Here is a 22,237-nt window from a genome sequence, read left to right on the forward strand (position 1 = left end):
AAAGGCTCCCGCGGCGGCCGACCACCCGCTTTCAGTCCTGACACCTACCGCCAGCGCCACGCCGTGGAGTGCGGCATCAACCAACTCAAGCAACAGCGCGCCATGGCCACCCGCTACGACAAACTCGCCGTGCGCTACGAAGCCACCCTCACCATCGCCGCCATCAACCAGTACCTCTGGGCCTTACGAAACACGGGCTAGCAAGGGCGTCGGGGGTGACGATGCCCGGGTCGTGGTCAAGGCAGCAAGGAGGCAGCGAACGCTACGGCCATGGCCGTGAAGCCCCGTCATCGAACCGCTGGTACCCGGCGAGATTCAGCCTTGCTTGGCACCCGACCTCACCGGTCGGCAGCCTGTGTCCGGCTCCCCCCGACGGGGGTCGTCCCTTTCCCGGACCTTTGCTGCGTCGCAGGTCACAGCCTCGCCTCATCCGCTTTCCGGGCGGCATGATCGGCGGGGTGTGCGTATACGGTTCAGCGTCGTTGGCGCCTGCCCCTGGCCCCTCGCCCGCTGCACGAGGTTGACCGGCACGCCGTCGGTGGCCAGCGAGGTGGGTAGGCGTGCCGGAGATCGTGAAACCGAATCCCGCCGACAGCCTTGGCGACCACGCAGGCGACCATCTGCCGTTCGTGGTGAACTCCGCCGTCCACTCGACGCCGTACGGGTCAGGCCAGACGGCACGGTAGCGATGCGGTCCCGGCGTTGAGCACCTGGCCGAGTGATCCGGCCCGGACCGGCGAGGGTACCCAGACCTGGCGGCGAAAGTGCGACCGCCGTTGTATGCGCCTTGGCCGCGATGCTCGTAGCTCTCGGGCACATCGACGAATCCGCTCTGTCCACCGTGCGACGGCTCCAACGCCGCTACTCCGGGCTCACGTACTCCAGCCCGTTTCGAGGTGGCGAGATCCTCTTCGAGCCCGTACTTGAAGCAGACCCCGACACGGCGCAAGTTGTGTTCGAGTACGCCATCATGGATACCTTGCCGGACGGCTGCCGCAGCGGTTTCGTACTTCCTGACCTGACGGTTTGGTTCGGCCTTTTCGACGTCGACGTGCCGACGTCTCCCTCGCTCGACCACTTCCTTGAGTGGGACGCCGCTCCACGACGCCTGAGCTGGCAGTCGGGCGGACTCGACGGCCGTTCAGGGTGCGGTCAGCAGCAGATGACTGCTGGCAGGCACGCGATCACCCGCACACGGTATTCGTGGTCATCAAGGTCGGCCGGCTCCTCGCGTCAGAGCAACCCGTGGTGGCTACCGCACCACGGCCTTCGCCACGGTGGTCGTCGGCTGGAAGCAGACCAGCGCCCGCCCGTCGGCCTCGGTCACCACCCACGGATGCCCGACGTACGTGTGCTGCCGGTACCCGTGTCCGGGTTGCAGTACCGCGTACCGCTGGCGCTGGCCGTCGTAGTTCAACCAGTACACGGTCACCGGAGCGGACCGGGCGTTGACGAAGTCGATGAACGTCTCCGGTCCGCCGCCGGTGGACCGCAGCGCGGGCTCCCGCGAAGCGGGCAGGGGCGCCAGCTCGCCGGGGGGCGGGGGCGGCTTCGGTGACGCGGAGGGCGCGGACGGCGTGCTCGTCGTGCGCCCGGTGGGGGTGGCCGTCCGCGTAGGTGCCGCGGGCTTCTTCGACGCTCGGGTGGACAGCGAGACGGGGGCCGGTGAGAAGGACCGGATCGGTTCGGGCGTCAGCTCGGGAGCGATTTCCTCGGCGACCGGTGCGGCGGTGTCCGCCGAGGGCGCGGCCACCGGTGCGGACGACTGCAAGAAGGGCAGCGCCAGGACGAGGACGGCGAGCGCGATGATGGCGACGGCGGCAAGCCCCATCGCGTACGCCGGCCGGCGCCCGACGGTCGACGGACCCGGCCGCCGCGGCGGGGCTGTCGCGGCGGCGTCGTTCACGCGGTGCCTAGCCTCCGATGCGGACGGCTCCGGTCGTGGCGGGTGGATGTCGCGCGGCTGCGGCACCCAACCGCCGACGCGCAGGCCCGGAGTGTCGGCCTGGCTGTCGTCGAAGTCCGGTGAGTCGGTCATGGCCCCGATCCGACACAGGCGGTGCCGCTCGAACGACGGCACGGGGCCCTGATTATCTGCGCGGAATGGTGCCGCCGGTCAATGGTTGCGCTCGTCGAACCATTCTCCACGCGGGTTGTTCGGACCGGCCCGTCTGGCCGCGGGGGCCGTCCGGTCAGGGATCGGATCCGCGCCGCGAGTCGGCGTAACGACGAAGGCGCCGCCGTCGCTACCGACGGGTACGCGGGCAGCCGGCCATAGCAGATCATCGTCCTTTTCGGCCGTTGTCCACAGAGGGCTCCGTTGTCCACAGGCGGCTCCGCCTGGGCGGCGAGCGGCACCGACGGCGAGAAGTGTTGCGTCTCAGCAACCCGAGTCGACCGCTGGAGGCCGCGATGCCACCCCGTACCTCCGTTCCGCCGCCCCGCCGCCTGCCGCTGATCGTCACCTCGGACGGTGACCTCCTCGACGACCTGCTGCGGCTCGCCGCTGCTGGCGGCGTCACGGCCGAGGTCGCCACCGACCCGGCCGCCGCTCGGTCCCGCTGGCAGTCGGCACCGCTGGTCCTGGTCGGCAGCGACCAGGCCCGATCCTGCCTACGCGCCCGGCTGCCGCACCGGCACCGGCTGGTGCTGGTCGGTCGCTCCGGGGACCTGGACCCGGGCTGGGAGATTGCCGAGCTGGTCGGCGCCGAGCACGTCGCCGTGCTGCCCGCTGCCGAACCGTGGCTCGTCGACCGGTTCGCGGAGTGCGGGGCGGACGCCCCGGGTGCCGGTGCCCGGCTCGTCGCCGTCCTCGGCGGGCGAGGTGGAGCGGGCGCGAGCGTTCTCGCGGGTGGCCTCGCCGTCACGGCCGCCCGGGCGCGGCTGCGGACGCTCCTCGTCGACGCCGACCCGCTCGGTGGTGGCCTTGACCTGGTGCTCGGCTGGGAGCAACTGGACGGGCTGCGCTGGCCCGCGCTGACCGACGCCGAGGGACGCGTCGACGCGCCGGCCCTGGTCCGCGCGCTGCCCCGACGCGGTGATCTCGTGATGCTCTCCTGGGACCGGGGCGATCCGCTGCCACTGCCCGCCGAGGCGATGGCGGCCACCCTCGACGCGGCCCGGCGGGGGCGTGACTTCGTGGTCGTCGACCTTCCCCGTCGGCTCGACGACGCGGCGGTGACCGCGCTGCAGACCGTGGACCGGGCGCTCGTGGTCGTACCGGCCGAGCTGCGGGCGACCGCCGCGGCTGCGCGGGTGGTGGCCGCCGCCGCCCCGCACTGCGCGGACCTGTCGGTGGTCGTCCGCGGGCCGGCTCCGGGTCGACTCAAGGCCGCCGAGGTGGCCCGGGCGCTGGGCCTGCCGCTCGCCGGGACACTGCGACCCGAACCCGCGCTCTGTCGGGGACTGGAACGCGGCGAGGCGCCGGCCGCCGACGGGCGAGGGCCGCTGGCCGCGCTCTGCCAGCGGATCGTCGCGGAACTGGGCGGGGCCACCGCGGCGGGTGCTGCGTGACCGGCCCGACCGGCGGCGACTCCCTGGCCGCGCGGGTCCGCCAGCGGATCGCCGCCGCTCCCGGGCCGGTCACGCCGGCCGCGATCGTCTCCGCCGTACGCGCCGAGCCGACCGCCGCCGTCCTCGGCGACACCACCGTCCTCCGGATGGCCGACGAGGTGCACGACGAGCTCGTCGGCGCGGGCCCGCTCGCACCTCTGCTGGCCGACCCGGAGGTGACCGACGTGCTGGTCAACGGGGTCCGCGTCTGGGTCGACCGGGGGCAGGGCCTGCACCAGGTCGCGGTGCCGGTCGGCTCTGCCGAAGACGTACGCCGGCTCGCGCAACGTCTCGCCGGCGCCGCCGGCCGTCGGCTCGACGACGGCTCCCCGTACGCCGACGCCCGGCTCGCCGACGGCACCCGGCTGCACGCCGTGCTGCCCCCGGTGGCGACCGATGGGCCGTACCTGTCCCTGCGGACGTTCCGGCAGCGGCCGTACACCCTCGAGGAGCTGGTGCAGCAGGGCACCGTGCCCCGGCCCGTGGCGCCGGTGCTGAGCGCCGTGGTCGCCGCCCGGCTCGCGTACCTGGTGGTCGGCGGCACCGGCTCGGGCAAGACGACCCTGCTCAACACGCTGCTGGGCCTCGTGCCGTCGACGGAACGGATCGTGCTCGTCGAGGACGCCGCCGAACTGCAGCCGCAGCACCCGCACGTGGTGGGCCTCCAGGCGCGCACGGCCAACGTGGAGGGTTCCGGCGCGGTCGGTCTGACCGACCTGGTCCGGCAGGCGCTGCGGATGCGGCCCGACCGGCTCGTGGTCGGGGAGTGCCGGGGCGGGGAGGTGGTCGACCTCCTCGCCGCCCTGAACACCGGCCACGACGGCGGTGCGGGGACATTGCACGCCAACACGCCGTCGGACGTACCGGCCCGGCTGGAGGCGCTCGGGCTCCTCGGCGGGTTGCCCCGCGCGGCGTTGCACGCGCAGGTGGCCGCGGCGCTCCAGGTGGTGCTCCAGGTCCGGCGTGGTCCCCGAGGCCGGGTGCTGGAGTCGGTCTGCCTGCTCCTCCCGGAGGGCCCGGACCGCCTGGTCACCGTCGTTCCCGCCTGGGTACGCGGCACGGGCCCCAGCCTCGCCGCCCGCGCGCTCGGGGCCCTGCTGCGGGAGAGGGACGTACCGGCACCCCCGATCCTGTGCACACCGTGGCCCGGATCGGCGGGTCCCGCGTGATGGGCTCGGCCGCTCTTCTGCTGCTGGTGGCCGTGACTGCCCTGGTCTTCTGGCCGCTCCTGCTCCTGCTCCTGCTCCTGCTCCGGCTCCGGCTCCGGCTCCGGCTCCGGCTCCGCAGTGCCTCCCTGCCGTTGGGAGGCGTCCAGACCTCCGATGACCCGCTCGTCCAGTGGATCGCCGAGCTGCGCCGCACCCCGGCTGCCGAGCTGCGTGGGGACCCGGCCGCCGAGCTGCGCCGCACCCCGCCCGCCGAGCCGCGTCGGACCCCGGCCGCTGGGACCGCTCCGGCCCCGTCGTCGGGTGGGGCCGGCGAGGCGCCATCCCCGGACGCCGCAATCTCGCCGTCCGGGCCGGTGGACGGGCGCCGTACTGCCGGCGCCGGCGACCCGGTGTCGTCCCTGGCGCCGACTCCCCCTGCGGATGGCCCGCCCGGCTCCGACGCGCGGTGCGATTCCGTCGCCGGTCCAGTCGCTGCCACCGTCGCGGGTCGGAGCCACCGTCCCGGGCGCGACCTCGACACCGGAGTGCGCTGGCCCTGGCCGGCCGGCCGCCCCGGCCCCTGCCGGCCTCCCGGCCCGACCGGCCCGCCACGCCGGCATGACGGCCAGCGACCGCCCGGCCCGTCGGCTCCCGCCGGTCCGGCCCGTCCGCCCGAACGACGTCATGACCGGGCGGGACACGCGCCGCAGGCGTCCGCGTCGGGTGATCCGACGCGGCCCACCCCGGTTCGGGAAGCGCCCGCAGTCGCATCCGGCCGTCGGTCCCGACTGCGGTTCGGAAGCACATGGCTCACGGAGTCGCCCCGGCGGACCCTGTTGCTCGTCGCGCTGGGCGGACTGTCCGGCGGGGCGGTCCTGGGTGGTCCGGTGGCGGCGGTGGCGGTGGCCACGTACGCCGTGCTGGGTGTTCGGGCGGTTCTCCGCAGCCGGGCCGGTCAGCAGGCCGGCCGCCTTCGGCGACAGCAACTCGACCGGCTCTGTGGTGTGGCCGCCGACCTGCGGGCCGGCCTGCCGGTGCCGGCGACAAGCACGCCACCAGCCTTCGCGGAAGCCGACCGGATCGCGAGGCTGACGCGGGCCGCCGTCCAGCTCGCCGACCGTACGGGCGCGCCGCTGGCGGAGCTGGTGGAACGGATAGAGGCCGACGCGCGGTCGACGGACCGGGGGTTGGAAGCGGCGGCGGCCCAGGCGGCCGGTGCGCGGGCCACCGCGTGGCTGCTCGCTGCCCTGCCCCTCGGTGGCGTGGGCCTGGGGTACGGGATCGGGGTGGACCCCGTGGCGGTCCTCCTGCACACCCCGCTCGGCGGGGCGTCGGCGATCGTCGCGGTCGTCCTCCAGACCGCCGGGCTGTTCTGGACCGAGCGGCTGACCGGTGCGGGGCGGGGTGATCGCTGATGTCCGGGACGGTGGTCGTGTCCCTCGGCCTGGTCGGGGCGGGTCTGGTGGCGGCGGTCACCGGTCTGCGTCGACGCCCGGTCAGACGACTGCGCCGACTCACCGCCGCCCCGGGGGGCCCGGGACGGCTCCCGGCCGGCGCCCGTCCCTCATCCAGCGGGCCGTCGGAGGAGTTCGGTTCCGCCACCGACGCGCCGGCCGGTACCACGTCCGCCCGCCGTCTCGACGCCGTCCGGCTCGCCGCACTGCTCGGTGGCCTGGCCGTCGCCGTGCTCGGTGGGGGCTGGTCCGGGCCGGTTGCCGCGCTCCCGACGGCGATCATGCTCGACCGGGCCCTGCGGAGGATCGAGTCACCGGCAGCCCGCACCCGACGGCTGCGCGAGGCCGGAGACCTGCCCCTCGCCGCCGACCTGCTCGCCGCTGCGCTCCGGGCGGGTGCGCCCGTCGACCGTTCCGTGCAGGCGGTCGCCGGGGCCCTCGACGGGCCGCTCGCCGAGCGGCTGGGCCGGGTCGGCCGCCTGCTGCTGCTCGGGGCGGGCCCGGAGGAGGCATGGGCCGCGCTCGACCCCGTACCCGGCGCGGAGCGGCTCACCGCGGCCGTCCGACGATCCGCGAACAGCGGGGCGGCACTCGCCGGTGCGCTGGTGCGGGTTGCCGACGACCTGCGTGCCGACCGGTCGACCGCCGCCGAGGCGGCGGCCCGCCGCGCGGGTGTGCTCATCGTGCTGCCGCTGGGGCTCTGCTTCCTGCCGGCCTTCATTCTCGCCGGCCTGGTGCCGGTGATCGTCGCCGTCCTCGGCGACGTGCTCTGACCGATCGAGAAAGGACACGTACGTGCGCAGACTCATCGCCCGCCTGCGCGGGGACGCCGGGATGAACACGGCCGAGTACGCCGTCGGCACCCTCGCCGCCGTCGCCTTCGCCGGCATCCTGCTCAAGGTGCTGACCTCCGGCAACGTCCAGTCCGCGTTGACCGCCGTCATCGACCGGGCACTGAAGTGACCGGGCGCCGGTGGGCCGGCCGGGACCGGGGATCCTTCAGCGCCGAGTTGGCGGCCGGCCTGCCGGCGCTGCTCCTGCTCCTGTTCGTCGGCCTGACCGCCGTCAACGCGGTCGGTACGAAGGGAAGCTGCCTGCATGCGGCCCGGGAGGCGGCGCTGGCCGCCGCACGGGGCGAGGACGGAGCGACCGCTGCCGGCCACTCCTCCCCGTCCGGGGCCGAGGTGTCGGTCCGCACCGACGGGGGGCTCGTCCACGCGACGGTCCGGGCGCCGGTCAGTGCGCTCGGGACCCGCCTGCCTCGGATGACCGTCACGGCGACGGCGGTGGCAGCCCTCGAACCCGGGTCCACGGTCCCATGACCACCCCCCACCCCAACCCCCACCCGACAACCGAACCGCCCGGCGCCGTAGCGCCCTTGATCGTCTGCACCGCAGCAGTCCGACACGCCGCCGTGCGGACCGGAAAAGCGCAGACGATCAAGAAGAGAGTCGGGATGCCGCCGGCCGACCGGGGTGGGGCGACCGTCCTCGTGCTCGCATTCGGACTGGTGCTGGTCCTGTTCGGCGGGTTCGGCGGGGCCGTGGCCGCCGCCCGGCTCGCCCGGCAGCAGGCGGCGGTGGCGGCCGATCTCGGGGCGTTGGCCGGTGCCGGTCGAGCGCTCGAGGGCCCGGCGGTGGCCTGCGGTACGGCAGGTGAAGTGGTCTCGGCCAACGGTGCGCGACTCGTCTCGTGTCGACTCGACGGCCTGGACCTGGTGCTGACCGTCGACGTGACGGTGGCCCCGCTGCCCGGGCTGAGCCGGGCAGCGGAAGCCAGCGCCCGTGCCGGCCCGATCCGCGCCTGACCAGCCCACGCCGGCGGCGCGGCGCGCCACCAGAGCTGCGGCGCGCCACCAGAGCTGCGGCGCGCCACCAGAGCTGCGGCGCGCCACGAGAGCCGGCGGCGCGCCACCGGACCCAGCAACGGCACCGCAACCGGTGCCAGAGCCGGCGAGGCGCCACCGGAACTGGACGGCGCACCACCGGCAGGGGACGAGCGGAGGGCTCAGCGGCCCTGGAGCGCGTCCAGGGCGACGGCCATCGCGATGACCAGCCGGCGGTCGACCTGCGGGTTGTGGATCTGGACGACGTACCGGTCGCGCAGGCCCCACTGCTTGATGACGGAGAAGACGGGCTGGCCGCCGGCGGTGAAATCGAAGTGGTACGGCAGCCAGGACAGCGAATCCACGAACCGGCGCAGCAGCGCCACCGGCATGCTCCGCTCCTGGCCGGTGACCTGCGGCAGACCGGCCTGCTCCACGTGCCACGTCGAGCGGAGCAGGGACTGTGCGAAGTCCTTGCGGAACAGGCCGATCGGGTTGCCGGCGTGGTCGGTGACGTCGTACGTGGCACCGATGTCGAGACGCTGGCGCGCCTTGAAGCCGAGCAGGGGCTGCTGCTTCGACTCGTCGGTGTAGATCGTCACCTGCTCCTTGAAGGCGAGGCGCTTCTGCTGGGCGAAGGCCAGCATCTCGCCCTCGGATCCGTCCGGCGCGACGGCGTGGACCTGGTACTGGTTGACCATCAGCCGCAGCCGCTGGCGGATGTGGAACTGCTGCTGGGCCTGCAATTGTTCGAGCTGCATGAAATCTCCTTCTGAGGGTGGGGCGGAGTCTCGCACAGCCCGTCCCACCCCGCACCGCCGTGCACACGACGGCGACCGCTCATCGGCCGCCGTCGACGGTCGCCCGCAGGGACCACGCGTTCAGCACCTGGTGGATGCTGCGAAGCCGTTCGTTGATCTGTTCCAGCCGTTCCGCCTGGGCGAGCGCCGCCAGCGCGGCGCCGAGGGCGATCTGCTGGTCGGGCGTGAGGTTGTCCTGGTCGATCGTGTAGAGCAGATCGACGGTCTCGGCGATGGTGTCGGTCACCACTCCTCCTCGGCAGGCAGAAGTCTGTCTATGGAAGCGCTCCCATAATGCCCCGGGAGGGGGAGTTCCATGCCAGGAAACTTCAGCCGGGCAGGTTCGCCAGGACCACGTCGAGGACGCGGACCGCGTCCGCCTTGGACAGCGGGTTGTTGCCGTTGCCGCACTTGGGGGACTGCACGCACGACGGGCAGCCGGACTCGCACCCGCACTCGACTATCGCGTCCCGGGTGGCGCGCAGCCACGCCGCCGCCGTCCCGTACGCCCGCTCGGCGAAACCCGCCCCACCCGGGTGCCCGTCGTAGACGAACACCGTCGGCGCCTCCGTGTCGGGGTGCACGGCGGTGGAGAGTCCGCCGATGTCCCACCGGTCGCAGGTGGCCATCAGCGGCAGCAGCCCGATCGCGGCGTGCTCCGCGGCGTGCAGCGCCCCCGGCACGTCGGACGGGTCCACGCCGGCCGCCGTGAGCGACTCGGACGACAGGGTGAACCAGACCGCCACGGTGCGCAGTTCCCGGGCGGGCAGGTCCAGCGGGCGTGTGTCGAGCACCTCGCCGGAGGCGATCCGCCGCCGCTGGTACGACACCACCTGGCTGGTCACGTCCACCTCCCCGAGGAAGAGCCCGACCGGCCCCGCGTCGACGTACGAGCGCACCGACACCACCGACAGCGAGGTGACGTCCCGGGCGTGGGTGGACCAGTCCGGCTCCTCGGGGTGCACCAGCGCGCACCCGTCGGCCAGGTCGAGCGAGTCGACCACGTACGACACGCCCTGGTGCAGGTAGACCGCGCCGGTGTGGAGCAGGAAGTGTGACGAGCCGCCGTCGACGGTGCCGAGCAGCCGGCCGGTCGCCGTCTCGACCACGCAGACCGGCGCGCCGTCGGAGCCGCGCAGGTCCACCTCGGGGCGTTCCCGGTGCCGCCAGTACCAGCCGGTCGGGCGCTGCCGCAGCGCTCCCGCCTCCACCAGCGCGTCCACCGCCTCCTTCGCGCCGTCGCCGAACAGGGTCAGGTCGGCCGGTGTGAGCGGGGCCTCGGCGGCGGCGCAGGCGAGCTGCGGCCCGAGCACGTACGGGTTGGCCGGGTCGAGGACGGTCGCCTCGACCGGTCGCCCGAACACGGCCTCCGGGTGGTGCACCAGGTAGGTGTCGAGCGGGTCGTCGCGGGCCACCAGCACCGCGAGGGCCTCCTGCCCGGAGCGCCCGGCCCGTCCGGCCTGCTGCCACAGCGACGCCCGGGTGCCCGGGTACCCGCAGATCAGCACCGCGTCCAGGCCGATCAGGTCGACGCCCAGCTCCAGGGCGTTGGTCGAGGCCAGCCCGAGCAGGTCGCCGTGCAGCAGCGCGCGTTCCAGTTCGCGCCGCTCCTCGCGCAGGTAGCCGGCCCGGTAGGCGGCGACCCGGGCACCGAGCCCGGGCACCGCCTCGTCGAGGGCCCGCCGCGCGTTCGAGGCCACCACCTCGGCGCCGCGCCGGGAGCGGACGAAGGCGAGCGTGCGTACCCCCTCGGCGACCGTGTCGGCGAGCAGGTCGGCGGTCTCCCGCAGCGCCGACCTGCGGACCTGGACGAGGTCCGCCGCCTCGGCCGCCGAGGAGGAGTGGGGCAGCAGCGGAGGCTCCCACAGGGCGAAGGTCACCCCGCCGCGCGGCGAGGTGTCCTCGGTGACGGCGGCGACGGGCAGGCCGGTGAGCCGCCCGGCCGCCGCGGCCGGGTCGCCCGACGTCGCTGAGGCCAGCACGAACACGGGTGTGTTGCGCGAGCCCGCGAGCGCGGGGAAGGAGGGCCGGCCCGAGTGTCCGCTCAATCTACGCAGGCGGCGCAGGACGTGCGCGACGTGCGAGCCGAACACGCCCCGGTAGGTGTGGCACTCGTCGATCACCACGTACGCGAGGCGCCGCAGGAACCCGGACCACTGGGCGTGCCCGGGCAGGATGCCGTGGTGCAGCATGTCGGGGTTCGTCAGCACGAAGCGTGCGTGCCGGCGGATCCACTCCCGTTCGGCGCGCGGGGTGTCCCCGTCGTAGCAGGCGGGGCGTACGCCCTCCAGGTCCAGCGCGGCGACGGCGCGCAACTGGTCGGCGGCGAGCGCCTTGGTCGGCGCCAGGTACAGCACGGTGGCGCGGGGGTCGGCGAGCAGGGTGGAAAGCGCGGGCAGTTGGTAGGCCAGGGACTTGCCGGAGGCGGTGCCGGTGGCCACCACGACGTGCCGGCCGTCGTACGCCAGGTTCGCCGCCTCGGCCTGGTGCCGCCACGGCGCGACCACCCCGCGGCCGGCGAAGGCCGCGCGCAGCTCCTCGGGGGCCCACTCCGGCCAGGGAGCCGTCGTCCCCGCGCGGGCGGGCACGCGCTCGACGTGGGTGACCGGGTCGGCCTCGCCGCGGGCGCGCAGCCGCCACAGCAGATCCGCCGGGGTGCGCCCGGAGCCAGGACCTGCGGATACGGTGGCTGGAGACGACACGTCCTGCACTCTCGCACTGGTGTTCGGAAATGAAAAGCCGGGGGTCTGGGTAAGGGGAGCCTCGTCCGGTGACCCGGCAGGTCGTTCCGGCGGTAGTGGTTAGATGCCCAGGAGAGTTTACGGCTCTCGCGAAGGAGGATCGATGGAGCTGTCGCTGGCGACCCGCACCGTGGGTGAGCACACGGTGCTCGAGGTCGGCGGTGAGGTGGACGTGTACACGGCCCCTCGCCTGCGGGAACGGCTCCTCGAACTGATCGACGGTGGTGCCCGTCACGTCGTGGTGGACCTGGGTCGGGTGGACTTCCTGGACTCCACCGGTCTCGGCGTGCTGGTCGGCGCGCTCAAGCGGCTGCGTACCGCCGGTGGGTCGTTCGCGCTGGTCTGCGACAAGGAGCCGCTGCTCAAGATCTTCCGGATCACCGCGCTCGACCAGGTCTTCCCGCTGCACCCGACGGTCGACGCGGCGGTCGGCGCCGGTCCGGCCGGCGCCGACGCGTGATGGCCACGGTCCGCCTGTCCTTCTCGCCGGCTCCGGTGCACGTGCGCACCGCCCGCCTGGTCGGTGTGGCGGTCGCCCGGCGGGCCGGGGTCCGCGAGGACCTGCTCGACGAGGTGCGGCTGGCGATCGGTGAGGCGTGCACACGCGCGGTCGCCCTGCACCGGCAGTACGGAGTGCCCGATCCGGTGCTGGTGGAGATGTCCGACTCGGGGGCGTACGCGGTGCGGGTCGTCGACCGGGCGCCGATCGAGGCGGGTATCGGCCTGGCCGCGCTCGGGCCGGACGACTTGGCCAAGGAGTCGCTCAGCGAGGACGCGCTGACCACCGGTGTGGGCTTCGCGCTGCTCGCCGGTTTCGTGGAGGACCTCCAGGTGCGCCCGGTGGAAGAAGGCGTCGGTACCGAGGTCCGCATGGTGTGGCCGGTCGGCCGCTGATCTGATCTTCCGCACTCCAGGCCGTACCCCCGAACGGGGTGCGGCCTCGTCGTCATGGACGCCCTCCTATATCAGATTTTTCCTCATAACACAGCGACGAAGATCATCCGGACACGGTGCCCCCTCGGTGTGACCTCCAACACTGTGGAGGGCTACAGTACCCGGGTTGTCAGCAAGTGATCCGCCCTGCGGCCAGCGGGAATGGGTGTTCGTCGCTGGATCGCCGGGTCGGGTCGGTGCGTACTTGCGACTCCGCATCCAGGCGCCGGCCGGTGCGTCTCCATCGGCCTGCGCGAGGTTCGGTACAGGAGGACACAGATGTCCGACACCTTGGCCGCCGAGAGCGGCGGGATCTCCCTCACCGGGAACAATGTCACGTACGTCGTCATCGCCGCGGTGATCGCGCTGGTGGCGCTCGCCTTCGCCGCCGCACTGACGAGGACGGTGCTGGCGGCCGACAAGGGCACCGCCAACATGCAGGAGATTTCCGGGGCGGTCCAGGAGGGCGCCTCGGCCTATCTGATCCGGCAGTTCCGGACCCTGGCGATCTTCGTTCTCGTCGCCGTGGTCCTGCTCTTCCTGCTGCCGGTGCACGACACCGACGGCAGCGAGATCGCCGTGAAGATCGGCCGCTCCGCCTTCTTCGTGGTCGGCGCGCTGTTCAGCGCGTTCATCGGCGGCGCCGGCATGTGGCTCGCCACCCGCGCCAACCTGCGGGTGGCCGCCGCCGCCCGGGAGCGCCAGGGCGGCCGGGAGGCGGCCATGAAGATCGCCTTCCGCACCGGTGGCGTAGTCGGCTTCCTCACCGTCGGGCTCGGCCTCTTCGGCGCCGCGCTGGTCGTCATCCTCTTCCGGGGCGACGCGCCGACCGTGCTGGAGGGCTTCGGCTTCGGTGCCGCGCTGCTCGCCATGTTCATGCGGGTCGGCGGCGGCATCTTCACCAAGGCCGCCGACGTCGGCGCCGACCTCGTCGGCAAGGTCGAGCAGGGCATCCCGGAGGACGACCCGCGCAACGCCGCCACCATCGCGGACAACGTGGGCGACAACGTCGGTGACTGCGCCGGCATGGCCGCCGACCTCTTCGAGTCGTACGCCGTGACCCTGGTCGCCGCCCTGATCCTGGGCCGCGCCGCGTTCGGCGAGGAAGGCCTGGTCTTCCCGCTGATCGTCTCCACCATCGGCGTGCTCATCGCGATCGTCGGCGTCTTCATCACCCGGCTGCGCGCGTCCGACCGCAACGCCCTGACCGCCATCAACCGGGCCTTCTACCTCTCCGCGGTGCTGTCCGCGGTGCTGGTGGCCATCGCCGCGTTCGCCTACCTGCCGGCCAGTTTCGCCGAACTGGAGGGCGGTCTCACCGACGTCGGCGAGAACCCGCGGGTGGTCGCCATCGGCGCGGTCGTCATCGGCATCGTGCTGGCCGCCGCGATCATGGCGCTGACCGGGTACTTCACCGAGACCAACCGGCGTCCGGTGCAGGACATCGGCAAGAGCTCGCAGACCGGCGCGGCCACCGTCATCCTGGCCGGCATCAGCGTCGGTCTGGAGTCGGCGGTCTACTCGGCACTGCTCATCGGCGCCGGCGTGTTCGGCGCGTTCCTGCTCGGCGGCAGCTCCATCACCCTGTCCCTGTTCGCGGTGGCGCTGGCCGGCATCGGCCTGCTCACCACCGTCGGCGTGATCGTCGCCATGGACACCTTCGGCCCGATCTCGGACAACGCCCAGGGCATCGCCGAGATGTCCGGCGACATCGACGAGCACGGCGCCCGGACGCTGACCGAACTGGACGCGGTCGGCAACACCACCAAGGCGATCACCAAGGGCATCGCGATCGCCACCGCCGTCCTCGCCGCGACCGCCCTGTTCGGCTCGTACACCGACACGCTGCGCACCGCGTACGCGGACGCCGGGGTGGGCGACGTCGGCGGGGAGATCCTCAACTCGCTGAACGTGGCCAACCCGCGCAACCTGGTCGGCCTCATCATCGGCGCGGCGGTGGTCTTCCTCTTCTCCGGGCTGGCCATCAACGCGGTGTCCCGCTCGGCCGGCGCGGTCGTCATGGAGGTCCGCCGGCAGTTCCGCGAGCTGCCCGGCATCATGGACCGCACCCAGCGCCCCGAGTACGGCAAGGTCGTCGACATCTGCACCCGGGACGCGCAGCGCGAGCTGATCACCCCCGGTCTGCTGGCCATCCTCGCGCCGATCGCCGTCGGCTTCGGCCTCGGGCCCGGCGCCCTGGCGTCGTACCTGGCCGGTGCCATCGGGGCCGGCACGCTGATGGCGGTCTTCCTGGCCAACTCCGGTGGTGCCTGGGACAACGCCAAGAAGCTCGTCGAGGACGGCGCGTACGGCGGCAAGGGCTCCGAGTCGCACGCCGCCACCGTCATCGGCGACACCGTCGGCGACCCGTTCAAGGACACCGCCGGGCCGGCGATCAACCCGCTGCTCAAGGTGATGAACCTGGTCTCGCTGCTGATCGCGCCGGCCGTGGTGGCCTGGAGCGTGGGCGACGACCGGAACACCGGCCTGCGGATCACGGTCGCCCTGGTGGCGACGCTGATCATCGTCGCGGCCGTGGTGTTCAGCAAGCGCAAGGGCGTGGCGATGTCCGACTCCGACGCCGGCACCGGGGCGGGCAGCCCGGACCAGCGGCCGGAGGCGGTCAACGTCTGACCCGGTACGTTTCCCGGTCCCCGGTCGGCCCTCCGCCGGCCGGGGACCGGTGCGTACAACGTGGCAAACCTGAGCGGTGCCGCCGTCGTCCGCACGCCGTACGCTGCAACGCATGCGTACGTGCCGGGCGTCAGCCGCCGGAAAGCTCACGGTGGTCCTCGCCACGGTCGTCGTGGTCCTCGCCGGCTGCGGCGGGGGCCCGAGCCCCCGGGCGTGGGCGGCGTCGGTCTGCTCGGCGCTCACCCCCTGGCGTGCCGAGATCAGCCGGCTGACCAGCAGCACCGACCAGCAGATGACGGCACGGACCACCCCCGCGCAGGCGAAGGAGAACCTGGTGCGGCTCTTCGACGGCGCGGAGCAGGCCAGTGAGACCGCGCGGCGCAAGGTCGAGCAGGCCGGCGTTCCCGAGGCCGAGCACGGCGCGGAGGTGTCCGAGGGCTTCCGCACGTCGCTGGCGAAGATGCGCGACGCGTACGGCCGGGCCCGGGACACCATCGACGACCTCGGCACCGGCCAGCCCACCGCCTTCTACGACGGTGTGCGGGCCGCGGTGGAGACCCTCAACAAGGAGTACGACGCCAGCGCGCTGGACACCACCCGGCTGAACTCCGAGGAGCTGAAGCGGGCCTTCGCCGAGGTGCCCGAGTGTCGCTGAGCGGTCCGGGTGGGCAGCCGGACGCCGACGCGCTCCCGGCGCTGTTCCCCGCACCCGAGGAGGCGGTTCCGTCAGCCCGTACCGCCGGCCGGAAGCGCCGGTCCCGTCCGCCCGCCGGCGACGACCGCCCGCCCGACGGGCCCGTCGTCGACCCGCCCGCCGGAGCCGGTGGGCACCGGGACGGGCCGGACCGCCCGGCAGACGACGACGCCGCCCGGCAGCTCGCCTTCTTCGGCGCGGAAGCCGCGGACCCCTCCCTCGCCGACCTCGCCGGCCTGCTCGCCGGGCCCGCCGAGGTGTCGGTCATGGGCGGCACGGCCCGGCTGTCGGTCCTGCTGGACGCCGCGTGGCGGGTGCACGTGATCGTCGCCGAGCTGGCGCAACGGGGCCTCCCGGCGAGCTGGGAGGCGACCGGCGACGCGCGGCACACGGTGCGCACGTCGTACACCCGGCTGTTGAAACCGCTCGCGGCGGCGTGGCTGCACGGCCCGGCGTTGCGGCCCCCCGCCGGTTTCCACCTCAACGGCCGGCGACTGCGCCTCTGGCTGGCGGCGGCCGGCACGTCCGAGCCGCCGGACGTCCTGCTCCGCCTCGGCCCCACCGGCGAGCAGTGCTGGGGTCCGGTCGGCGCGGCCCTCGCCGCCGTCGGCCTGCCCGGCGCCACCTTCGAGCACGGCCCGGGTGGCCCGGCCTACCGGGTCAGCGGGCGCCGTCAGCTCGCCCGGCTCGCCGAACTCGTGGGCGACCGCCCGAGGGCCGCCCCCGCCCTCGCCTGGCCCACCCGCTCCTGACCCCGCCTCCCCCGCGACGACGACGATGCCATGATCGATGGGCGGGTCCGGCTGTCCGGTAGAGGACAGTGAGGGTGGCGAACGGGTGGATACGCCTCGGCCGAGGGGCCCGCCATCGTCACAGTGTTCCGCGTCCGGCCACAGCTGCGGTGTACGGTGGCGCCGTCCGGCCGGTCCGGTCCGCCGTGCGGTCGGAGGGGACGGACAATCGTCCCGCCGGGGCGGTTTGTCGCCCGCGAAACCGGAAACGTGGACGGCGCGTTACGTTGGACGTCCGGACCGCCGGTGCGCAATCGGGCCACCGCGCGACAGCGGCCACCAGCCGGACCCTGGAAGGCCACGAGCAGGAGTGAGGTCGGAGAGAGACGTGCCGAGCAACGCTGGAACCACCCGTCTGGTCATCGTCGAGTCACCGGCGAAGGCCAAGACGATCTCGGGCTACCTCGGCCCGGGGTACGTCGTGGAGGCCAGCTTCGGCCACGTCCGGGACCTCCCGCGCAACGCCGCCGACGTACCGGCCAAGTACAAGGGCGAGTCCTGGGCCCGCCTCGGGGTGGACGTCGACAACGGCTTCCACGCCCTCTACGTGGTCTCCGCCGACCGCAAACAGCAGATCAGCAAGCTGATGAAGCTGGCCAAGGAGGTCGACGAGATCTTCCTGGCGACGGACGAGGACCGCGAGGGCGAGGCCATCGCCTGGCACCTGGTGGAGACCCTCAAGCCCAAGGTGCCGGTCAAGCGGATGGTCTTCCACGAGATCACCAAGCCGGCGATCCAGGCGGCGGTGGCCAACCCGCGCGAGATCGACCGCGATCTGGTCGACGCCCAGGAGGCCCGCCGCATCCTCGACCGCCTCTACGGCTACGAGGTCTCCCCGGTGCTGTGGAAGAAGGTCATGCCGAAGCTGTCGGCGGGCCGCGTGCAGTCCGTGGCGACCCGGATCGTGGTCGAGCGGGAGCGGCAGCGGATGGCCTTCCGCACCGCCGAGTACTGGGACATCCTCGCCACCCTCGCGGTGGCGAACGCGGGCGAGGGCCCGCGCACCTTCAACGCCACCCTGGTCGCGTTGAACGGCGACCGGATCGCCACCGGCAAGGACTTCGAGCCGACCACGGGTCGCGTGAAGCCCGGCGCCGGGGTCGTCCACCTCGACTCCAGTGGCGCCCGAGGGCTCGCCGCCCGGCTTGAGGGACGGCCGTTCACCGTCACCCGGGTCGAGGAGAAGCCCTACCGCCGCCGCCCGTACGCGCCGTTCATCACGTCCACGCTCCAGCAGGAGGCGGCCCGCAAGCTGCGCCTGTCGTCGCAGCAGACGATGCGTACCGCCCAGCGGCTGTACGAGAACGGCTACATCACCTACATGCGTACCGACTCGGTGAACCTGTCGGAGACCGCCATCGCGGCGGCCCGCCGGCAGATCGTCGAGCTGTACGGCGAGCGCAGCGTGCCGCCGGAGCCGCGCCGCTACACCGGCAAGGTGAAGAACGCCCAGGAGGCGCACGAGGCGATCCGCCCGGCGGGGGACAACTTCCGCACCCCGGGCGAGGTGGCCAAGGAACTCTCCGCCGAGGAGTTCAAGCTCTACGAGCTGATCTGGCGGCGCACCATCGCCTCGCAGATGACCGACGCCGTCGGCTCCAGCGTCTCGGTGCGCATCCGCGCGGTCTCCGCCGCGCAGGAGGAGGCCGACTTCGGCGCCACCGGTAAGACGATCACCGACCCCGGCTTCCTGCGGGCGTACGTCGAGTCCAGCGACGACGAGAACGCCGAGGCCGAGGACGCCGAGCGCCGGCTGCCGAACCTGGTCAAGGACCAGCCGCTCACCGCCGACGAACTCGCGGCCCAGGGCCACCACACCCAGCCGCCGTCGCGCTACACGGAGGCGTCGCTGGTCAAGGCCCTGGAGGAGCTGGGCATCGGCCGGCCCTCGACGTACGCGTCGATCATGCAGACGATCCAGGACCGCGGGTACGTCACCAAGCGCGGCCAGGCGATGATCCCCACGTTCCTGGCGTTCGCGGTGATCGGGCTGATGGAGCGGCACTACCCGCGCCTCATCGACTACGACTTCACCGCCAGCATGGAGAACGAGCTGGACGAGATCGCCGGCGGTGACCACGCCGCCGTCGACTTCCTCACCGCGTTCTACTTCGGCAGCACCAACGGCACCGGCGACCAGGCGATCGCCCACGCCGGCGGGCTCAAGAAGCTGGTGACGGAGAACCTCAGCGAGATCGACGCCCGCAGCGTGAACTCGATCCCGCTCTTCACCGACGACGAGGGTCGAGAGGTCGTCGTCCGGGTCGGCCGCTACGGGCCGTACCTCCAGCGTGAGCTGCCCGACGGCGCGCCGGCCGCACCCCCGGCCGAGGGTGAGGAGGGCGGCGGTCAGGGCGACCGGGCACCCATCCCCGAAGGGCTCGCGCCCGACGAGCTGACGCCGGAGAAGGTGCACGAGCTGTACCTCGGCGGCGGCGGCGAGCGCAAGCTCGGTGACGACCCGGCGACCGGGGAGCCGATCGTGCTCAAGTCCGGCCGCTTCGGCCCGTACGTGTCCAGCGGCGAGCGCAAGTCCTCGCTGCTGCGGTCGCAGTCGCCGGACTCGCTCACCTTCGACGAGGCGTTGAAGCTGCTCAGCCTGCCCCGGCTGATCGGTGTCGCGCCCGACGGTGTCGAGGTGTTCGCCAACAACGGCCGCTACGGCCCGTACGTCAAGCGAGGCGAGGAGTTCCGGTCGCTGGACTCCGAGGACAAGATGTTCACCGTCACCCTCGACGAGGCGCTGGCCCTGCTCGCCGCCCCGAAGGCCCGCCAGCGTCGCGCCGCCGCGCCGCCGCTGCGGGAGATGGGGGCCGACCCGCTCACCGAGAAGCCGCTGGTGATCAAGGACGGCCGGTTCGGCCCGTACGTCACCGACGGCGAGTTCAACGCCTCGCTACGGCGCGGCCAGACTCCGGAGGCGCTGACCCTGGAGGAGGCCTCGGAGATGCTCGCCGAGAAGCGGGCGAAGGGTCCGGCGCCGAAGAAGAAGGCGGCGGCGAAGAAGGCCGCGCCGGCCAAGAAGGCGACGGCCGCGAAGAAGACGGCGGCGGCGAAGTCCACGGCTGCCAAGAAGACCACGACGGCCAAGACCACCGCCAAGAAGGCCCCGGCAAAAAAGGCCGCCCCCCGCAAGGCAACCACGTCGCCGGAATGACCGACGTCTGAGATCTTGGTACGAAGGTGCCCCTCCAGGGGCGCTTCCGTACCAAGATCTCGGCGAGTGCGGGCTCAGCCGGGCCAGTTGGCGGCGCGGAGGGCTGCGCGGAGTTGGCAGATGACCTTCTCGGGCTGGTTGCGGACTGCCCAGGCCGGGAAGCGGAGAACGCGGTCGCCCTCGATCCACAGGTCGTTCTGACGCCCCATGTCGGCCCAGGCGGCGGCCGGGTCCATGTGGTGCCCACCGTCGATCTCCACATGGACGTGCCACTCCTCGAACAACACATCCACATACCGGCGTCGACCGGCGGCGTCCCGCCGCACCACCTGCCGCGAGGGCTCGGGCAGGCCGGCACGCCGTACGAGGCCCAGGAAGTCGAGTTCGGCGAGTGAGTGGGCACCGCCCGCCGCATCGGCCGCCGTCTGGGCGATGAGCCTGCGCCGCCGTGCCCGGGGAAGCCGTTCGAGCACGCGGTCCACATCGTCGCCGCCGATCAGGCGCTGTTGGAAGCCTGCGGCGATGACCGCGCGTGCTTCCTCGTCCGTGACGGCCCACTGGGCGGCGTCGACCAGGGACCTTGCCGGCATGGTCCGGCGGGGCTGCCCGACCGGGAGGACATCTTCCTCGGGAAGTGTGGTCGTCCGGTGCACGACCACACCGGACGGAACCGAGCGGCTCTGGTGGGCGGCGGGTATCAGGAGGTGGACCAGTCGGCTTCCGTACCGGCGTAGTCCCCACGCCTCGGCGGCGGTCAGTCCGCCCAGCACCGCCGCGGGTCCGGCAGCGAGGACCGCGATCCAGCGAAGCTGTTCGGCACCGACCGGGCCGTTGTGCGTGACGAAGACGGCCCGGTGGACCTGGCGCCAGCGCCCCGTGTCGACGCGGTGCCGGATGGCCTTCGGTGAGAGGTGCCCTCGGGCCTGCTCAAGGCTGATCACGTCCTCCTGGTGGAACAGCAACCAGGTGAGTCCGTCTGCGTCGTCTCCCGGCAGTGCCTTCCGCCACTCCGCCCACGACCGCCCGCCCCGGTGCCGGTCACCGGCCCCCGTCCTCCGACCCCGCTCCGCCAGCTCGCCCATAAGACCCAACCCTGCCGACCAGACAGCGCTGCCGTCTGCCCCTGTGGACAGCCAGGAGATCTTGGTACGAAAGTGCCCCTGGAGGGGCCGTTTCGTACCAAGATCGCGGTGGTCAGCCGAGGATCCGGGTCAGGTGGGGGGTTTTGAAGAGGCGGTTCGGGTCCAGGTGGTCGCGTACGCGCTGGAAGTCCTGCCAGTGGGGGTACGCGGGAGCCAGCGACTCCGCGTCGCGCCAGTGCAGCTTGCCCCAGTGCGGGCGGCCGCCCAGCTCCGTGGCCACCTTCTCGAAGGCCCGGAAGTACGGCTCGTACGGCGTGCCGACGTACTGGTGGACGGCGATGTACGCGGACTCCCGCCCCTGTCCGTGGGACAGCCAGATGTCGTCGGCGGCGGTGAAGCGGACCTCGACCGGGAAGAGGACCTTGAACGGGAGCCGGTCGACGATCCGCCGGAGCGCGTCCAGCGCCTCGGGCAGGGCGTCGCGCGGCAACCCGTACTCCATCTCCATGAAGCGGACCCGGCGCGGGGTGCAGAAGACCGCGTCGGACCGGCCTGTGTAGACACGTTCGGTGAGCGCCCGGGCGGAGACCGCGCTGATCGTGGGTGCGAGCGCCGGGACGGCACGGCCGAGCCGGCAGGCACCGGCGAAGACGGTGTTGGCCAGCAGGTCGTCGTCGAGCCACCCGCGCCAACGGGGCAGCGGCCGGTCGTCGGAGGGCACCCGGTCGTTGGTCTTGACCTGGACGCGGTCGGTGTACGGGAACCAGTAGAACTCGACGTGGTCGTGACGGGGCACCAGGTCGGGCAGTTCGGCGAGCACGTCGGTCAGTGGCGCCGGCCGTTCGTGGGCGCGGAGCACGAAGGCGTCCACGCAGCGCAGGGTCACCTCGGTCAGCACTCCGAGGGCGCCGAGGGAGACGCGGGCGGCGGCGAGGACGTCCGGGTTCTCGTCGGCGGAGCAGTGCAGCACCTCGCCGGTGCCGGTGACCAGCGTGAGCGCCTCGACGAACGTGGACAGGCAGCCGTAGGCGGCCCCGGTGCCGTGGGTGCCGGTGGAGATGGCACCGGCGACGGTCTGCGCGTCGATGTCGCCGAGGTTGGGCAGAGCGAGGCCGTGCGCGGCGAGCAGGTCGTTGAGCGTGTGCAGCGTCATCCCGGCCGGTACGGTGACGAGTCGGCGACCGGCGTCGACGCGTACGCCGGTGTCCAGTCTGGTCAGTTCCATCCGCCGGTCGTCGGTGACCGCCACGGCCGTGAACGAGTGGCCGCTGCCGACCGCCCGGATCGTCCCGCCGACGGCGGCGGTGGCCCGGACGGCCTCCACGACCTCGTCGAGGGTGGTGGGGTGAAGGACGGTGGTGGCGGTGGCACGCTGGTTGCCGGCCCAGTTGGACCAGCCGGTGGTGGAGAGAGCGGTACCGGCCAT

General features: G+C 73.1%; 19 protein-coding genes and 1 pseudogene. 14 read left to right on the plus strand and 6 right to left on the minus strand.

The features are described 5' to 3' along the window. Nucleotides 1-201: pseudogene (locus ACIBR0_RS21670) on the plus strand (IS5/IS1182 family transposase); the annotation flags it as partial. 1,051 nt (nucleotides 202-1,252) lie between these two features. Here ACIBR0_RS21670 and ACIBR0_RS21675 read toward each other — a convergent pair. Beyond that, complete coding sequence (locus tag ACIBR0_RS21675; RefSeq protein WP_396718342.1) at nucleotides 1,253-2,038, minus strand: hypothetical protein; 786 nt, start codon at nucleotides 2,036-2,038, stop codon at nucleotides 1,253-1,255. Between the two features lie 374 nt (nucleotides 2,039-2,412). On the opposite strand from ACIBR0_RS21675, the gene ssd reads away from it, so the two are divergent. From ssd to ACIBR0_RS21710, 7 genes are all read left to right on the plus strand, one after another. Continuing rightward, on the plus strand, nucleotides 2,413-3,513 hold the full coding sequence (gene ssd, locus ACIBR0_RS21680) for a septum site-determining protein Ssd (protein WP_396718345.1): 1,101 nt from the start codon (nucleotides 2,413-2,415) through the stop codon (nucleotides 3,511-3,513). Beyond that, nucleotides 3,510-4,721, plus strand: a complete 1,212-nt coding sequence (locus ACIBR0_RS21685) for a TadA family conjugal transfer-associated ATPase (protein ID WP_396718347.1) — start codon at nucleotides 3,510-3,512, stop codon at nucleotides 4,719-4,721. Before ssd ends, ACIBR0_RS21685 begins: the two co-directional genes overlap by 4 nt. An 815-nt stretch (nucleotides 4,722-5,536) precedes the next feature. Next, nucleotides 5,537-6,115, plus strand: coding sequence for a type II secretion system F family protein (locus ACIBR0_RS21690; RefSeq protein WP_396718350.1), 579 nt, complete (start codon nucleotides 5,537-5,539; stop codon nucleotides 6,113-6,115). Then, nucleotides 6,115-6,927 (plus strand): type II secretion system F family protein, encoded by an 813-nt coding sequence (locus tag ACIBR0_RS21695; protein WP_396718352.1) that lies wholly within the window; start codon nucleotides 6,115-6,117, stop codon nucleotides 6,925-6,927. The genes ACIBR0_RS21690 and ACIBR0_RS21695 overlap by 1 nt, the downstream gene beginning before the upstream one ends. Nucleotides 6,928-6,988: 61 nt before the next feature. Further along, the gene (locus ACIBR0_RS21700) at nucleotides 6,989-7,117 is read left to right on the plus strand and encodes a DUF4244 domain-containing protein (RefSeq protein ID WP_208418639.1); all 129 of its coding nucleotides are present in this window, start codon (nucleotides 6,989-6,991) and stop codon (nucleotides 7,115-7,117) included. Then, nucleotides 7,114-7,476 (plus strand): TadE family type IV pilus minor pilin, encoded by a 363-nt coding sequence (locus ACIBR0_RS21705; protein ID WP_396718355.1) that lies wholly within the window; start codon nucleotides 7,114-7,116, stop codon nucleotides 7,474-7,476. The genes ACIBR0_RS21700 and ACIBR0_RS21705 overlap by 4 nt, the downstream gene beginning before the upstream one ends. A gap of 134 nt (nucleotides 7,477-7,610) precedes the next feature. Then, entirely contained in the window at nucleotides 7,611-7,961 is a 351-nt protein-coding gene (locus ACIBR0_RS21710; RefSeq protein WP_396718358.1) for an Rv3654c family TadE-like protein, read from the plus strand. 200 nt (nucleotides 7,962-8,161) lie between these two features. Here the strand turns inward: ACIBR0_RS21710 and ACIBR0_RS21715 are convergent, their stop codons facing one another. The 3 genes from ACIBR0_RS21715 to ACIBR0_RS21725 all read right to left on the minus strand — a co-directional run bounded on the left by ACIBR0_RS21715 (nucleotide 8,162) and on the right by ACIBR0_RS21725 (nucleotide 11,481). Further along, the gene (locus tag ACIBR0_RS21715) at nucleotides 8,162-8,740 is read right to left on the minus strand and encodes a hypothetical protein (protein WP_357033622.1); all 579 of its coding nucleotides are present in this window, start codon (nucleotides 8,738-8,740) and stop codon (nucleotides 8,162-8,164) included. A gap of 79 nt (nucleotides 8,741-8,819) precedes the next feature. Then, nucleotides 8,820-9,026: a hypothetical protein gene (locus ACIBR0_RS21720; protein WP_396718361.1), complete on the minus strand. Its 207-nt coding sequence runs from the start codon at nucleotides 9,024-9,026 to the stop codon at nucleotides 8,820-8,822. A gap of 82 nt (nucleotides 9,027-9,108) precedes the next feature. Beyond that, entirely contained in the window at nucleotides 9,109-11,481 is a 2,373-nt protein-coding gene (locus ACIBR0_RS21725) for a DEAD/DEAH box helicase (RefSeq protein ID WP_396718363.1), read from the minus strand. A gap of 142 nt (nucleotides 11,482-11,623) precedes the next feature. Here ACIBR0_RS21725 and ACIBR0_RS21730 point away from each other — a divergent pair, with 142 nt between their 5' ends. From ACIBR0_RS21730 to topA, 6 genes are all read left to right on the plus strand, one after another. Next, on the plus strand, nucleotides 11,624-11,980 hold the full coding sequence (locus ACIBR0_RS21730) for an STAS domain-containing protein (RefSeq protein WP_357033616.1): 357 nt from the start codon (nucleotides 11,624-11,626) through the stop codon (nucleotides 11,978-11,980). After that, on the plus strand, nucleotides 11,980-12,414 hold the full coding sequence (locus tag ACIBR0_RS21735; protein ID WP_396718366.1) for an ATP-binding protein: 435 nt from the start codon (nucleotides 11,980-11,982) through the stop codon (nucleotides 12,412-12,414). Before ACIBR0_RS21730 ends, ACIBR0_RS21735 begins: the two co-directional genes overlap by 1 nt. A gap of 318 nt (nucleotides 12,415-12,732) precedes the next feature. Then, on the plus strand, nucleotides 12,733-15,087 hold the full coding sequence (locus ACIBR0_RS21740) for a sodium-translocating pyrophosphatase (RefSeq protein ID WP_396718369.1): 2,355 nt from the start codon (nucleotides 12,733-12,735) through the stop codon (nucleotides 15,085-15,087). Between the two features lie 112 nt (nucleotides 15,088-15,199). After that, nucleotides 15,200-15,742: a hypothetical protein gene (locus ACIBR0_RS21745; protein WP_357033609.1), complete on the plus strand. Its 543-nt coding sequence runs from the start codon at nucleotides 15,200-15,202 to the stop codon at nucleotides 15,740-15,742. Then, nucleotides 15,733-16,533, plus strand: coding sequence for a hypothetical protein (locus ACIBR0_RS21750; RefSeq protein WP_396718372.1), 801 nt, complete (start codon nucleotides 15,733-15,735; stop codon nucleotides 16,531-16,533). Before ACIBR0_RS21745 ends, ACIBR0_RS21750 begins: the two co-directional genes overlap by 10 nt. 367 nt (nucleotides 16,534-16,900) lie before the next feature. Continuing rightward, a complete protein-coding gene (gene topA / locus ACIBR0_RS21755) occupies nucleotides 16,901-19,729 on the plus strand; it encodes a type I DNA topoisomerase (RefSeq protein WP_396718374.1) in 2,829 nt (942 codons plus the stop codon). Between the two features lie 74 nt (nucleotides 19,730-19,803). Here the strand turns inward: topA and ACIBR0_RS21760 are convergent, their stop codons facing one another. Together ACIBR0_RS21760 and ACIBR0_RS21765 are read right to left on the minus strand one after the other, a co-directional pair. Continuing rightward, nucleotides 19,804-20,811: a DUF559 domain-containing protein gene (locus ACIBR0_RS21760; RefSeq protein ID WP_396718377.1), complete on the minus strand. Its 1,008-nt coding sequence runs from the start codon at nucleotides 20,809-20,811 to the stop codon at nucleotides 19,804-19,806. Nucleotides 20,812-20,923: 112 nt separating this feature from the next. Continuing rightward, on the minus strand, nucleotides 20,924-22,237 hold the full coding sequence (locus ACIBR0_RS21765) for a D-arabinono-1,4-lactone oxidase (RefSeq protein WP_396718380.1): 1,314 nt from the start codon (nucleotides 22,235-22,237) through the stop codon (nucleotides 20,924-20,926).

It is taken from the genome of Micromonospora sp. NPDC049497 (assembly GCF_044465805.1).
Classification (GTDB): Bacteria; Actinomycetota; Actinomycetes; order Mycobacteriales; family Micromonosporaceae; genus Micromonospora.

Excerpts from the sequence above, each read along its gene's own strand:
- ACIBR0_RS21745 (WP_357033609.1), top strand. The coding sequence starts at position 15,200 with ATGCGTACGTGCCGGGCGTCAGCCGCCGGAAAGCTCACGGTGGTCCTC.
- ACIBR0_RS21760 (WP_396718377.1), bottom strand. The coding sequence starts at position 20,811 with ATGGGCGAGCTGGCGGAGCGGGGTCGGAGGACGGGGGCCGGTGACCGG.
- ACIBR0_RS21700 (WP_208418639.1), top strand. The coding sequence starts at position 6,989 with ATGAACACGGCCGAGTACGCCGTCGGCACCCTCGCCGCCGTCGCCTTC.
- ACIBR0_RS21730 (WP_357033616.1), top strand. The coding sequence starts at position 11,624 with ATGGAGCTGTCGCTGGCGACCCGCACCGTGGGTGAGCACACGGTGCTC.
- ACIBR0_RS21715 (WP_357033622.1), bottom strand. The coding sequence starts at position 8,740 with ATGCAGCTCGAACAATTGCAGGCCCAGCAGCAGTTCCACATCCGCCAG.
- ACIBR0_RS21710 (WP_396718358.1), top strand. The coding sequence starts at position 7,611 with ATGCCGCCGGCCGACCGGGGTGGGGCGACCGTCCTCGTGCTCGCATTC.
- ACIBR0_RS21740 (WP_396718369.1), top strand. The coding sequence starts at position 12,733 with ATGTCCGACACCTTGGCCGCCGAGAGCGGCGGGATCTCCCTCACCGGG.
- ACIBR0_RS21765 (WP_396718380.1), bottom strand. The coding sequence starts at position 22,237 with ATGGCCGGTACCGCTCTCTCCACCACCGGCTGGTCCAACTGGGCCGGC.
- ACIBR0_RS21695 (WP_396718352.1), top strand. The coding sequence starts at position 6,115 with ATGTCCGGGACGGTGGTCGTGTCCCTCGGCCTGGTCGGGGCGGGTCTG.
- ACIBR0_RS21735 (WP_396718366.1), top strand. The coding sequence starts at position 11,980 with ATGGCCACGGTCCGCCTGTCCTTCTCGCCGGCTCCGGTGCACGTGCGC.
- ssd (WP_396718345.1), top strand. The coding sequence starts at position 2,413 with ATGCCACCCCGTACCTCCGTTCCGCCGCCCCGCCGCCTGCCGCTGATC.
- ACIBR0_RS21675 (WP_396718342.1), bottom strand. The coding sequence starts at position 2,038 with ATGACCGACTCACCGGACTTCGACGACAGCCAGGCCGACACTCCGGGC.